Below are 12,781 nucleotides of genomic sequence, written 5' to 3'. Positions count from 1 at the left end.
TTCCTGACATCCATACGAACCGTATACCCCCCTAGGGTATTCCCTCGGGGTTACCGAAGGGCGGCGCCGCCCCGGAGCTCCTTCAGGCGCGCCACGTCCGCCGCGTGCCCCTCCTTGCCGCCGGGCGTCTCGATGATCAGCGGCACCCCGTCGGTCGCGGGATGCGCGAACAGCTCACGGAACGGCTCGGCGCCGATGTGACCGGCGCCGATGTTCTCGTGCCGGTCCTTGTGGGCCCCCACCACGTCCTTGGAGTCGTTGGCGTGGATCAGCTTCAGCCGGCCCTCGCCGACCGTCTCCACCAGCAGGTCCAGGGTCTGCCGCATGCCGGCCGGACCCGTCAGGTCGTGACCGGCCGCGTAGATGTGGCAGGTGTCCAGGCAGACGCCCAGCTTGGGATGGGAGTCCAGGGCCTCGAAGTACGGGCCGAAGTCCCAGGTCCGCGAACAGAGCGAGAAGCCCTGTCCGGCGGTCGACTCCAGCAGCAGGAAGGGGTCGTCGTCATGGGTCAGCTCGTCCAGCAGCGGCCTCATGTGCGCGCGCACCTGCGCGAGGGCCTCGGCCCTCGGCCGGCCGCCGGTCGCCGACCCGGTGTGCACCACCACCCCCAGGGCGCCGATCGCCCTGGCCCGGCGCAGCGAGTGCCGCAGCGACTCGACGGACCTCTCCACGGTCGCCTCGGTGTGCGAGCCGAAATTGATCAGGTACGGGGCGTGGACGTACGCCGGGATCTCCGCAGCCGCGCACTCCGCGCGGAACAGGTCGTCCTGCGCCGGATTGCCGGTCGGGGTCGCCCAGCCGCGCGGATTGGCGACGAAGACCTGCACGGCCTCCGCCGCGAGCTCCCGCGCGTAGTCGAGGCCGACCTTGGCGAGTCCGCCGGCCACCGGGACGTGCCCGCCTACAGGATTGCGCATGTGTTCTAGAGACCCTTGGTTCTGATCGTGATCGTGGAGCCCTCGGCGGCCTTCCGGCCGCCCTCGACCGACTGGCTCGCGATCGTGTCGCTGAAGGAGAGGAACGGCCGGTCAACCTCGACCTCGAAGCCCGCCTCCTCCAGTGCGTCGCGGGCCGCGTCGACGTCCTGCCCGGTCACATCGGGGACGTCGAGCATCCTCGGCCCCTTGGAGACCGTGAGCTCGACGGTGTCGCCCTCGGCCGCCTCCTGGCCGCTGCCGGGCGTCTGCTCGGCGACATCGCCCGCGACCTGGGGCGAATTGACCCGGCCGGGCAGCACCTCGGCCTTGAGACCCGCCTCGTCCAGCGCGGCCGTGGCGTCCTCGACGTTGAGCCCCGTGACGTCGGGGACGTCGACCGGGCTGCCCTTGCTGACGACCAGCGCGACCGCGGATCCGGCATGCCGCTCGGCGCCGACGGCGGGATCCGTACGGATCACGTCCCCCCGCACGACCTCCTCGTCGAACTCCCGGGTCACCATGCCCTGCTCCAGGCCCGCCTGCTTCAGCTCACGCCGGGCGTCGGGGACGGAGAGGCCCTCGATGTCGGGCACCTTCACGATCTCCGGACCGCGCGACACCACCAGCTTCACCGCGTCGTTGCCCCGGATCCGCTCGCCCGAGCCGGGAGCGCTGCTGATCACCGTGCCGCGCTTCACCGTGTCGCTGTAGGCGCGCTCGACGCCCTTGAGGTCGAGACCCGCGTCCGAGAGGCGCCCCTCCGCCGCCTTCTGGGTCTGGCCCAGGAGGGACGGGACGTGGGTGAACTGCCCCGCGTTGATGTACCAGACACCCGCGCCGACCCCGAGCACCAGCAGGAGACCGACCAGCGCGGCAATCAGCCCGCGCCGGGGAACCGCCGCGAAGCGTCCGGGCCCACCGCGCCGCGACTCCGGCGGCAGGGGCGGCATCTCCAGCCGGCTCGTGTGGTGCGCGGTGCCCTGACCGGCAGGGATCACCCGCGGGATCACGCTCGTACGGTCCTCGGCGGCGTCATGCGTCTCCGCGCGGGCCTGCGGGGGCACCGCGTCCAGCTGCTCCTCGGTGAGGGCCGCCCGCACCTCGCGCGACCTGGCCAGCAGGGCCACCGCGTCCTCGGGCCGGACCTCGGGGCCGCGGGCCGTGGCGACCGCCACCAGGGCGTCCAGTCCGGCCGCCAGGCCGGGAACGGCACCGGACGGGGCCGGCACGTCCTCGTTGAGGTGCTGGTAGATGACCTGGGCGGCGGTGCCGCCGGTGTGCGGCTTGCCACCCGTCAGCATCTCGTACAGCACGACACCGCAGGCGTACACGTCGGAACGGGTGTCGGCCGTGCCGTGCTCGATCTGCTCGGGGGCGAGGTACGACACCGTCCCCAGCAGCGAACCCGTGGTGTCCGTGACGGTGCCCACCGCCCGGACCAGACCGAAGTCGGCGACCTTCACCCGGCCGTCGTCCCCGATCAGGACGTTCTCCGGCTTCATGTCGCGGTGCACGAAACCCGCCCGGTGCGCGGCGCCGAGCGCGGCCAGGACCGGCTCCAGGATGTCCAGCGCGGCCCGGGGCTGCAGGGCCCCGCGCTCGCGCAGTACGTCGCGCAGCGTGCACCCAGCGACGTACTCCATCGCCAGGTAGACGTACGCCCCCTGGGCGCCCTGGTCGAAGACCGCCACCACGTTGGGGTGCGCGAGCCGGGCCACGGACTTGGCCTCACGGATGAAGCGCTCGACGAACGCCGCGTCCGTCGCCAGCGCGGGGTGCATGACCTTGAGGGCGAGCACCCGGTCCAGCCGGGTGTCCAGGGCCCGGTAGACCGTGGCCATACCGCCGACGGCGATGCGCGCATCGATGCGGTAGCGGCCGTCGAGCAGCTGCCCGACGAGGGGGTCCTGGAGGGTCGTATCCACGGGTCGAGTCTACGAGCCGCCACGGACACGGCGGACGGCCCCGGGTGCCCCGGGGCCGTTCTGGAGCCGAGCCGTGACAGGGACATGCGTGAGTCGTGACGGGGCGGTCACCCGGACACGGAGGTCAGAAGGCCGGGCGCTCCGGATCCAGCACCGCCCGGCCCCCCGCCGGCGAGGACGCCTCGGCGAAGTGGCGCCGCGGGATCCGGCCCGCCCGGTACGCCAGGCGCCCGCCTTCCACCGCGTGCCGCATCGCCGCGGCCATCAGCTCCGGTTCCTGGGCCCGGGTCACCGCCGAGGCGAGCATCACGGCGTCGCAGCCCAGCTCCATCGCCAGCGCCGCGTCCGAGGCCGTCCCGGCACCGGCGTCCAGGATCACCGGAACCCCGGCCTGCTCGACGATCAGCTGGAAGTTGTGCGGGTTGCGGATGCCCAGCCCGGAACCGATGGGAGAGCCGAGCGGCATGACCGCCGCGCACCCCACGTCCTGGAGCTTCCGGGCCAGGACCGGGTCGTCGTTGGTGTACGGCAGGACGGTGAACCCGTCGTCCACCAGGACCTCGGCGGCGTCCAGCAGCTCGATCGGGTCGGGCAGCAGGGTCCGCTCGTCGGCCACGACCTCCAGCTTGATCCAGTCGGTGCCCAGCGCCTCCCGGGCGAGCCGGGCGGTCAGCACGGCCTCGCCCGCGGTGAAACAGCCCGCGGTGTTCGGCAGGACGCGGACGGAGAGCCGTTCCAGGACGGAGAGCACCGAGCCCCGCACGGTCGGGTCGAGCCGGCGCATCGCCACGGTGGTCAGCTCGGTGCCCGACGCGATCAGGGAGCGCTCCAGCACGTCGAGGCTCGGCGCCCCGCCCGTTCCCATGATCAGCCGGGAGGAGAAGACGGTGGAGCCGAGGGTGAAGAGGTCGTCGGACACGGTCAGCCTCCCTGGACAGCGGTGAGGACCTCGACACGGTCGCCGTCGGCGAGCACGGTGGCGGACCACCGGCCGCGCGGGACGACGGCCTCGTTGACCGCCGCCGCGACCCCCGAGTGCGCGGCGGTCAGGGTCGCGACCAAGGCGTCCAGCGAGGTCCCGGCGGGCACGTCGCGGCGCTCCCCGTTGACGGAGACGGACACCGAATCGGAAACCGGCACGGACACCGAATCGGGATCCGGCACGGACACGGGAACGGGCAGCGGCTCGGGCGCCGTGGCGGGTGCCGCGGTGGGCACGGGCTCTGTCATGCGGGCTGCTCCTGGGGCGCGGGGGAGAGGGCTTCGCAGGACGGGCCGAAGCGGTCGGGCGTGAAGGGGCGGGCCACCTCGGGCAGTTCGCCGGTGGTCAGTACCTGGGCCATCACATCGCCGGTGACGGGTGTCAGTAGCACCCCGTTGCGGTGGTGGCCGGTGGCGAGGTGCAGGCCGGGCAGCGCGGTCGGGCCCAGCAGCGGGGCGTTGTCCGGCGACGCGGGGCGCAGTCCGGCCCGGGTCTCCGTCAACGGCAGTTCGGTGATGCCTGGCACCAACTCGTGGGCGTCACGCAGGAGTTCGTAGACCCCGCCCGCGGTGACCGTGGTGTCCCAGCCCATTTCCTCACTGGTGGCGCCCACGACCAGCTCGCCGTCGGCGCGGGGCACGAGGTAGACATGGCTGCCGCGCACCACGGCCCGCACGGTCCGGCTGAGGAAGGGGGCGTACGTGGGCGGCACGGTCAGCCGCAGCACCTGCCCCTTGACCGGGCGGACCGGTGGTGCGACCGCCTCGGGCAGTCCTTCGAGCCGGCCGCTCAGGCTGCCGCCGGCCAGCACGACCTGGCCGGCGGACACCTCCGAGCCGTCGGCCAGGACGAGGCCCGTCGCCCGGCCGCCCGTGACGGAGAGCCGCCGTGCCCAGGCCCGGTGGAAGACCACCCCGGCCCGCTCGCACGCGGTGACCAGGGCCGAGGCCAGCCGCCGGGGATCCACCTGGTGGTCGCCGTCGACCCGCAGCCCGCCGCGTACCCCCGGGGCGAGCATCGGTTCCAGGCGGCGGCACTCGCGTCCGCTGAGCCACTCGGACTCCAGCCCCGAACGCTGCTGCAGGGCGTGCAGCTCCCGCAGATGGGCGCGGTCGTCGGAGTCCAGGGCGACCGCCAGCGTGCCGCAGGCGCGGAAGCCGGTTTCCCGGCCTGCCGCTTCCTCCAGCTCGGCCACGAACGCCGGATAGCGCGCGGCGGAGGCGACGTTGAGACCGAGCAGCATCTGCTCGCCGTAGTGCAGTTCGGTGACGGCGGCCAGCATCCCGGCCGCGACCCCGGCGGCCCCGCCGCCGGGCTCGGGGTCCACCACCGCCGTGGACAGACCATGCTGGGCCGACCGCCACGCGGTGACCAGACCGATGATCCCGCCCCCGACGACCAGGACGTCGGAGGTGTTCCCGCAGATGCGCATGGGCGTCCAGCCCCTCCCTTCGCCGGCATGACCCGGATCAGGTTCGTACGGTCGGAGGCCGGTCAGCCTCCCTCTCAGCCCGGTGCGTCCGGGCTCCCGCGAGTGCCTTACGGTGGCCAGCCTAGACCCCGCCGCCCACGGCCAGTAAGGGAGCAGCCACCGTGGCCCGTTCACTCGACGGACTCGTCCTCGCACCGGTCGCCGACCAGGCCCCCGGCCAGGTCGGCACCCGCACCCGCTTCACGTACCACGAGCGGGAGGGGCGGATCTGGGCCGAGTACGCGGGCGGTGACGTCGTCCGCGGCCACCTCGTCGGCACCCGGGACGCGGACACGCTGGACTTCCGGTACGTCCAGCTGAAGCGGGACGGGACGACCTCCGGCGGGCACTGCGTCTCGGTCGTCACGGAGCTTCCCGACGGCAGGGTGCGGCTGGACGAGCGCTGGGAGTGGGAGTCCCAGGAGGGCAGCGGGACGAGCGTGGTGGAGGAGCTCCCGGCCTGACGGCGTGTCAGGTGATTAGGGTGGGCGGGTGAGCGAGCAGACGCGGGACCGGACAGCGGGGGAGCGGCCACGCCGTGTCGTGATCGTCGGCGCGGGCATGGCCGGCGTACAGACGGCCGTGGCCCTGCGGGAACAGGGCTTCACGGGTCCCGTCACCCTGATCGGCGCCGAGCCGCACCAACCGTACGACCGGCCGCCGCTGTCCAAGGCCGTCCTGCTCGGCAGCGCGGAGGACTCCGCCTTCGACGTCGACTTCGAGGCGCTGGACATCACGCTGCGCCTGGGCCTCGGCGTGACCGGCCTGCGCGCCGCCGCGCACGAGCTGGACACCCCGGACGGGCCCGTCCCGTACGACGTCCTGGTCCTCGCCACGGGGGCCGAACCCGTCGTCCTGCCCGGCTCGGAGGGCGTCCCGGGCGTCCATCTGCTGCGCACCCTGGACGACGCCGAACGGCTGCGGCCCGTACTGGAGAGACAGCACGACATCGTGGTCGTCGGAGCCGGCTGGATCGGTGCCGAGTTCACCACCGCGGCCCGCGCGGCCGGCTGCGCGGTCACCGTCGTCGAAGCCGCCGGGCGTCCCCTCGCGGGCACCCTGCCCGCCGAGGTCGCCGCCCCGATGGCCGCCTGGTACGCCGGGAGCGGAGCCGAACTCCTCACCGGCGCCCGGGTCGCCCGCGTCGAACCGGGCGCCGTCCACCTGACGGACGGCCGGGTGCTCCCCGCCGGTGCGGTGGTCGTGGGCATCGGTGCCCGGCCGGCCACCGGCTGGCTGGCCGGCTCCGGCATCGCACGGGGCCCGGACGGCTCGGTCACCGCCGACGGGTACCTGCGCACCTCGCTGCCCGACGTGTACGCCGTGGGCGACTGCGCGTCCTTCCCCTCCGCCCGCTACGGCGAGCGGCTGCTCGTCCACCACTGGGACAACGCCCTCCAGGGGCCCCGGACGGTCGCCGCCGCCGTGGCCGACGGCCGGCCGCGGGCGTACGACCCGGTGCCCTACTTCTGGTCCGAGCAGTTCGACCGCTTCGTGCAGTACGCCGGCCACCACCGGGGTGCCGACACGCTGCTGTGGCGGGGCGACCCCGCCGAGGCGTCCTGGACGGTCTGCTGGCTGCGGGAGGGCGTCCTGGTCGCGGTGCTGGCCGTCGGCAGACCGCGCGACCTCGCCCAGGGGCGCAGACTCGTCGAGGCCGGGGCGCGGATCGATCCGGAACGAGCCGCCGACCCCTCCGTGCCGCTGAAGTCGGCGACGCTCTAGGAACCTGCTCCGTGCCGCCGGAACCGGCGACGCTCCGGGACGCGGCGTGCCCCCGTACGGTCGGCCCGGCTACCGGCTGTCGGTCCGGGATGGCACGCTTGTCCCTGTGACCGAGATTGACGCAAAGATCGATGCTCTCGTCCCCGCATGGCTCCACCTTCCCGACATCGCGGAAATGCTCGATGTCGAGGTGACGCGTGTACGCCAGCTGGTCAAGGAGGGCCAGCTGATCGCCGTACGACGTGGTGAGAACCGCGCGCTCCAGGTGCCTGCCGCCTTCATCGACGGCGACAAGGTGGTCAAGGGTCTCGCAGGGACCCTGACGCTCCTGAGGGACGACGGCTACAAGGACGAAGAGATGCTGGAATGGCTCTTCACCTCCGACCCCAGCCTGCCCGGAACACCCGCGCAGGCCCTGAGTGAGAATCGCGGTACGGAGGTGAAGCGCCGGGCCCAGGCGCTCGCCGTCTGACCGTACGACCGTGAGCGGGGTGCGGGCCGTGAAGGACACGGCCCGCACCCCGCTGTCACGGCTCCACCGACCACCGATGTACCGACGGGGGAACACCACATGTCCACGCCTCGCGCGCAGCTCTCCGACGCCCGGCTCTACCTGTGCACGGACGCCCGGAAGCGGCAGGGCGACCTGCCCGACTTCCTCGACGCCGTGCTCACCTCCGGCGTGGACATCGTCCAGCTGCGCGACAAGGGGATGGAGGCCGCGGAGGAACTCGACCACCTCGCGGTGTTCGCAGACGCCTGCAAGCGCCACGGCAAGCTCCTCGCGGTGAACGACCGGGCCGACGTCGCCCACGCCATCGGCTCCGACGTCCTGCACCTCGGGCAGGGCGATCTGCCGGTGCCCGCCGCCCGCGCCGTCCTCGGCGGCGACGTGATCGTCGGCCGCTCCACCCACGCCGAGTCCGAGGTCGACGCCGCCGTCGCCGAGACCGGCGTCGACTACTTCTGCACGGGCCCCTGCTGGCCCACCCCGACCAAGCCCGGCCGGCACGCCCCGGGCCTCGGCCTCGTGCGCTACGCCGCCTCGCTCGGACAGCCGCGTCCGTGGTTCGCCATCGGCGGGATCGACGCGGGCAACCTGGACGAGGTGCTGGACGCCGGAGCGCGCCGGGTCGTCGTCGTACGGGCGATCACGGAGGTGGACGACCCGGCCGGAGCCGCCGCGGCGCTCGCCGCACGCGTCCGGGCCCGGTCCGTCTGAGCCGGAGCCGGCTTCCCGGACCCGTGGACAGCCCCGTGAACCGCGCCGCGGGCCGCACCGTACGGCCCTCTGTCCGAAGGGTGGACAACAATCATCTGATTCCGGTCAAATCGCACCGTCCGGTTGGGGTACCGCCGAGCCCTGGTTAACCTCGCGGTATGGCCCTTGGCACACCTTCCACCAGGACGGATCACGCCCGCACCGTGCGTGAACTGCTCGCGACCGGCAAGACGTCGTACTCGTTCGAGTTCTGGGCGCCCAAGACCGAAAAGGGCGAGCGGAACCTCTGGAACGCCCTGCGACGGGTCGAGGCGGTGCGGCCGAGTTTCGTCTCAGTGACGTACGGGGCCGGTGGTTCGACCCGTGCCGGGACGGTACGGGCGACCCAGCAGATCGCCGCCGACTCGACGCTCACCCCGGTCGCGCACCTCACCGCCGTCGACCATTCCGTCGCCGAACTGCGCAACATGGTCGGGCAGTACGCCGACGCCGGCATCCGCAACATCCTCGCGGTGCGCGGAGACCCGCCCGGCGACCCGATGGGCGAGTGGGTCGAGCACCCGCAGGGGGTGCGGTACGCCGCCGACCTCGTCCGGCTGATCAAGGAGTCCGGCGATTTCTGCGTCGGCGTCGCGGCGTTTCCCGAAATGCACCCGCGGTCGGCCGACTGGGACTCCGACGTCCGGAATTTCGTGGACAAGTGCCGCGCCGGAGCCGATTACGCGATCACCCAGATGTTCTTCCATCCGGAGAGTTATCTGCAGATGCGTGACCGTGTGGTCGCTGCGGGTTGCGAAACCCCGGTGATTCCCGAAGTTATGCCGCTCACCAGCGTCAAACAGCTGGAAAGATTCGCCCAGCTCAGCAACGCGTCCCTGCCTCCGGCACTGAAAGACCGCATCCTCGCCGCCAAGGACGACCCCGCCGCTGTACGCTCCATTGGCATCGAGTTCGCCACGGAGTTCTGCGCGAAGTTGCTCTCCGAGGGTGTCCCGGGGCTGCACTTCATCACGCTCAACAACTCGACGGCGACGCTCGAGATCTACGAGAATCTCGGACTGCACAAGCAGTCGTGACCGGCCGTACCCGCCACCAACCGGGGCGGTGGCCGTAGGAGGGGGCGGGCGTGGGCTGGACGGTCCTCTACATCGCATTCGGCATCGTGGCGTTGTGGCTGCTGGGCGAGGTGCTGCTGCAGTACAAGGCACGCCTGCGCTGGCGGCTGCTCGCCTTCGGAGGCTTCCTCGGTGTGGTCCTCGGTGTGCTGATCCCCTCCGTGCTGGTGATCGCCCTCGGCGCGATCGCCTTCGCGACGGGCCAGACGTATGTGACGCTCTCCTTCCGGAAGGGCTTCTCCACCGGCTGGGCCATAGGCGGCAGCCCCGGTGCGAGCCGCCGTCGCCGCGGTGGCGGCGAGCGGTCCGCCACCCAGGAGCCCGTACTCCAGGTCTCCGGCCTGGAGTACGAGGAATCCGCCCCCCAGGCCCACGGAAACGCGGCCTCCGAGGTCTACGAGCCGCAGCCGCTGCCCGACGACACCGGCCAGTACGGCATATACACCGACACCGCCCACAGCGCCCGGGGCGGCGAGGACCGGCAGCAGGACGAACAGCAGCCGCAGTACACCGCCTACGACCCGTACACCGGCTATGCGCAGCCCTCCCAGGACACCTACAGCGGCCAGGGCGCCTACCAGGCGGCCCAGGACGCCTACCCGGGCCAGGAGAGCTACCAGGGCCAGGACGGCTACGCCACCGGGCAGTACGACTACGGCACCGGGCAGGCGGGCTACGCGGCCTACTCGGACCCGTACATCGGGACGGGCACCACCGCGGGCACCGGGCAGCACGCCACGTACGACAGCTACGGCAACGCCTACGACAACGGCTACGGCGGGCAGCAGCCCACCGACGCCTACGCCGGTCAGTACGCCTCCGACACCCCGCCGGGCGGCGTCTGGGTCCCGCAGCAGCGCGAGAGCGAGCAGTACCCCCCGATGCCCCCGGAGGCGCCGACCGGCCCCGCCCCGTACGGCAACGGATACGACACCGGCCAGAACGAGCAGTACCGCTACTGACGCGGTACCGCCCATGGACGGCTTCCGCAGCTCACCGCGAGCCGCGGAAGCCGTCGCCCTCCACCACGAGTCCGGCCACCAGGGCCCCCGACATCCCGGCATGGGCCATTCCACCGCCCGGATGCGACCATCCGCCCGCCAGGTACAGGCCGGGCAGCGGGGTGCGGTTCCCGGAGTGCAGAAAGGCGCCGTCCGCTCCCGCCAGCGCGGGGGCGGGCACCGAACCGCCCTCGGCGCCGGTGTCGGCCGCGGTGTCGGCGGGGGTACGCGTCTCGGAGCGGATCATCCGCTCGCGCAGGCCGGGGACCGCCTCGGCGGCCCGGCCGATCATGGACTCGGCGAACCGCTCGCACAGCACGGCGTCCGTCCAGTCGACCGGACCGTGCGGTGCCACCGTCGCCATCAGGGTCACCGCCTCGTGCTCCCCGTCCGGGCGGGTGGCGGGGTCGTCCGGGCGCAGGACCGTCACCGTGGGACGCTCCGCCGCCCGGCCCCCGAACACCGCCTCCTGCTCCGCCGCCCCGTCCGCCGGATGCACCACGGTCCGGTGCACGGCACCGGCCTCCCGCGCGCCGCGCAGCGACAGCAGGACCAGGAAGCGGCCCGGCACCCGGCCGCGCTCCACGCCCGGCCGCTCCCCGGGCGCCCCGCCGGGCAGAGGCTCCTGACCGGGCGACAGCTCAGGCCGCGGCTGCGCCCCGAGGACGACATGGTCGGCCTCCACGCTCTCGCCGTCCGCCAGCTCGACGCCCGCGGCCCGGCCGTCCTTCTCGGTCACCCGGACCACCTCCGCACCGAAGACGAACGTCACCCGACGGGCCAGGCACCGCTCGTACACCGCGTCGGCCAGCGCCCGCATCCCCCCGGCGACGTACCAGCTGCCGAAGGTCTCCTCCATGTACGGCAGGAGGGCGGCGGCGGCCGGTGCGTGACGGGGATCCAGGCCGTACGACAGGGCGTATCCGTCGAGCAGGGCGGCCAGCCGGGGATCCGCCAGCTCCACGGAGCCGACCTCCGCCACCGTCCGCGCCTGCCGGGCGGACCGCAGCAGCCTGCGGCGGCGCACCGCCGGGTAGGGGTCCCGGCCCAGTACCTGGTGGTCGTCGCGCAGAGGCTCCTCCAGGAGGGGCCTGCGCGACCGGTCCCAGGCGGTGCCCGCCCGGTCCAGGAACTCCCCCCAGCGCGCCCCGGAACCCTCCCCGAGCGCCGCGTCCAGCGCGCCGACGACTCCGGCCCGTGAGGCGTTGGGCAGCGACACCGCCGTGCCGTCCGCGAAGAGATGGCGGCTCGCAGGGTCGACCTGGGTCAGCGTGACGCACTGCTCCAGGGACTTCTTGCCCGTCTTCACGAACAGATCGCGGTAGACCGCCGGAAGATGGAGCAGCGAAGGCCCGGTGTCGAACACGAAGCCGTCCCGGGCATGGCGGCCGAGCGAGCCGCCGTACGTCCGCGACCGCTCGTACACCGTCACCCGGTGGCCTGCCACGGCGAGCCGTGCGGCCGCCGCCATCGCGCCCGTCCCGGCGCCGATCACCGCAATTCGTGCCATGTCACAGACCCTAGACGGTGCCACCGACAGGTCATTCGGGAGGCCGGTGCACGCCCGCTCCCGCCAGTCGTCCCTCCTCGCGCCGCTGCGTCCTGCGGCGCAGGAACCGGCGGATGCGGGAGGCGAGGAAGACCAGTATCACCAGGCCGAGCACCAGGAGGGTCCCGGCGATCACGGCCGCGGCCACCGGGTTGAAGACCGCGAACGTGATGATCCCGGCGACGCCGAGGTCCTCCGCGACGCTGACCCCGACATTGCTGAACGGCTCGGGCGAGGTGTTGACCGCCATCCTGGTGCCTGCCTTCACCAGATGGCTCAGCAGCGCGGTGGTGCCGCCCACCGCCCCGGCCGCGAGCTCCGGCAGCGATCCGCTCTCGCCGGCCAGCAGCGCGGCGACGACCGCCCCCGCCACGGGCCGGATCACGGTGTGCACGCTGTCCCACGCCGAGTCCACGTAAGGGATCTTGTCCGCCACCGCCTCGCACAGGAAGAGCACACCGGCGATCACGAGCACGTCGGTGCGCTGCAGCGACTGGGGCACCTCGTCGGTCAGACCGGTCGCGCCGAAGAGGCCGAGCAGCAGGACCACCGCGTAGGCGTTGACACCGCTGGCCCAGCCACTCGTGAACACCAGGGGGAGTACGGACACGGACGCGATCGTAACCAGTCGCGGTCCGGCCCGGGTGGGTCCCGGCACACAGCTCTGAGTATCCCTACCTATCGGGCGAGATGAGTAGGGATACGGATGGGGTGCCACCTGCCCGGACGGAAGAGTGGGGACCACGGAAGGGGCGCAGCGCCAGGACCGCCGACACGGGGCGGCGGAACGGCGCGGCGCTCCGGACGTAACGGGGGTGTACGACGGAGGGCCCGAGGACCACGGGGGACGGGGGAACGGGGTCACGGGGGAGGG

General features: G+C 72.9%; 13 protein-coding genes and 1 riboswitch. Of the genes, 6 read left to right on the top strand and 7 right to left on the bottom strand.

Translation table 11 applies throughout. The features are described 5' to 3' along the window. Positions 1–50 precede the first annotated feature (50 nt). The 5 genes from OG524_RS09690 to thiO form a co-directional block, all read right to left on the bottom strand. On the bottom strand, positions 51–917 hold the full coding sequence (locus OG524_RS09690) for a deoxyribonuclease IV (protein WP_405809851.1): 867 nt from the start codon (positions 915–917) through the stop codon (positions 51–53). Positions 918–922: 5 nt separating this feature from the next. Then, positions 923–2,842 (bottom strand): Stk1 family PASTA domain-containing Ser/Thr kinase, encoded by a 1,920-nt coding sequence (gene pknB, locus OG524_RS09685; protein ID WP_405809849.1) that lies wholly within the window; start codon positions 2,840–2,842, stop codon positions 923–925. Between the two features lie 124 nt (positions 2,843–2,966). Next, the gene (locus OG524_RS09680; protein ID WP_405391347.1) at positions 2,967–3,761 is read right to left on the bottom strand and encodes a thiazole synthase; all 795 of its coding nucleotides are present in this window, start codon (positions 3,759–3,761) and stop codon (positions 2,967–2,969) included. Between the two features lie 2 nt (positions 3,762–3,763). Next, positions 3,764–4,072, bottom strand: a complete 309-nt coding sequence (gene thiS, locus OG524_RS09675) for a sulfur carrier protein ThiS (RefSeq protein ID WP_405809847.1) — start codon at positions 4,070–4,072, stop codon at positions 3,764–3,766. Next, positions 4,069–5,256, bottom strand: a complete 1,188-nt coding sequence (gene thiO / locus OG524_RS09670) for a glycine oxidase ThiO (RefSeq protein ID WP_405809845.1) — start codon at positions 5,254–5,256, stop codon at positions 4,069–4,071. Before thiO ends, thiS begins: the two co-directional genes overlap by 4 nt. After that, positions 5,254–5,366: riboswitch (TPP riboswitch) on the bottom strand. (Overlaps the previous gene by 3 nt.) 51 nt (positions 5,367–5,417) lie before the next feature. Between thiO and OG524_RS09665 the strand changes: the two genes are divergently transcribed. The 6 genes from OG524_RS09665 (at position 5,418) to OG524_RS09640 (ending at position 10,319) form a co-directional block, all read left to right on the top strand. Beyond that, positions 5,418–5,759, top strand: coding sequence for a hypothetical protein (locus OG524_RS09665; RefSeq protein ID WP_405391349.1), 342 nt, complete (start codon positions 5,418–5,420; stop codon positions 5,757–5,759). Between the two features lie 28 nt (positions 5,760–5,787). Then, positions 5,788–7,020, top strand: a complete 1,233-nt coding sequence (locus tag OG524_RS09660; RefSeq protein ID WP_405809843.1) for an NAD(P)/FAD-dependent oxidoreductase — start codon at positions 5,788–5,790, stop codon at positions 7,018–7,020. A 106-nt stretch (positions 7,021–7,126) separates the two neighbouring features. After that, positions 7,127–7,492 (top strand): Rv2175c family DNA-binding protein, encoded by a 366-nt coding sequence (locus tag OG524_RS09655; protein ID WP_405391351.1) that lies wholly within the window; start codon positions 7,127–7,129, stop codon positions 7,490–7,492. Between the two features lie 99 nt (positions 7,493–7,591). Further along, positions 7,592–8,242, top strand: a complete 651-nt coding sequence (gene thiE / locus OG524_RS09650) for a thiamine phosphate synthase (protein WP_405391352.1) — start codon at positions 7,592–7,594, stop codon at positions 8,240–8,242. A gap of 158 nt (positions 8,243–8,400) precedes the next feature. Then, positions 8,401–9,318 (top strand): methylenetetrahydrofolate reductase [NAD(P)H], encoded by a 918-nt coding sequence (gene metF, locus OG524_RS09645; protein WP_405391353.1) that lies wholly within the window; start codon positions 8,401–8,403, stop codon positions 9,316–9,318. 50 nt (positions 9,319–9,368) lie between these two features. Then, a complete protein-coding gene (locus tag OG524_RS09640; protein WP_405809840.1) occupies positions 9,369–10,319 on the top strand; it encodes a hypothetical protein in 951 nt (316 codons plus the stop codon). Positions 10,320–10,350: 31 nt separating this feature from the next. On the opposite strand, the gene OG524_RS09635 is transcribed toward OG524_RS09640, so the two are convergent. Further along, the gene (locus OG524_RS09635; protein ID WP_405809838.1) at positions 10,351–11,868 is read right to left on the bottom strand and encodes a phytoene desaturase family protein; all 1,518 of its coding nucleotides are present in this window, start codon (positions 11,866–11,868) and stop codon (positions 10,351–10,353) included. 31 nt (positions 11,869–11,899) lie between these two features. Continuing rightward, positions 11,900–12,517, bottom strand: coding sequence for a DUF4126 domain-containing protein (locus OG524_RS09630; protein ID WP_405391356.1), 618 nt, complete (start codon positions 12,515–12,517; stop codon positions 11,900–11,902). Positions 12,518–12,781 lie beyond the last annotated feature (264 nt).

The sequence above is a fragment of the Streptomyces sp. NBC_01520 genome (assembly GCF_045040375.1).
Classification (GTDB): Bacteria; Actinomycetota; Actinomycetes; order Streptomycetales; family Streptomycetaceae; genus Streptomyces.
The sequence above is the reverse complement of the archived record's forward strand: the minus strand, read 5'-3'. Positions and strand labels throughout refer to the sequence as shown.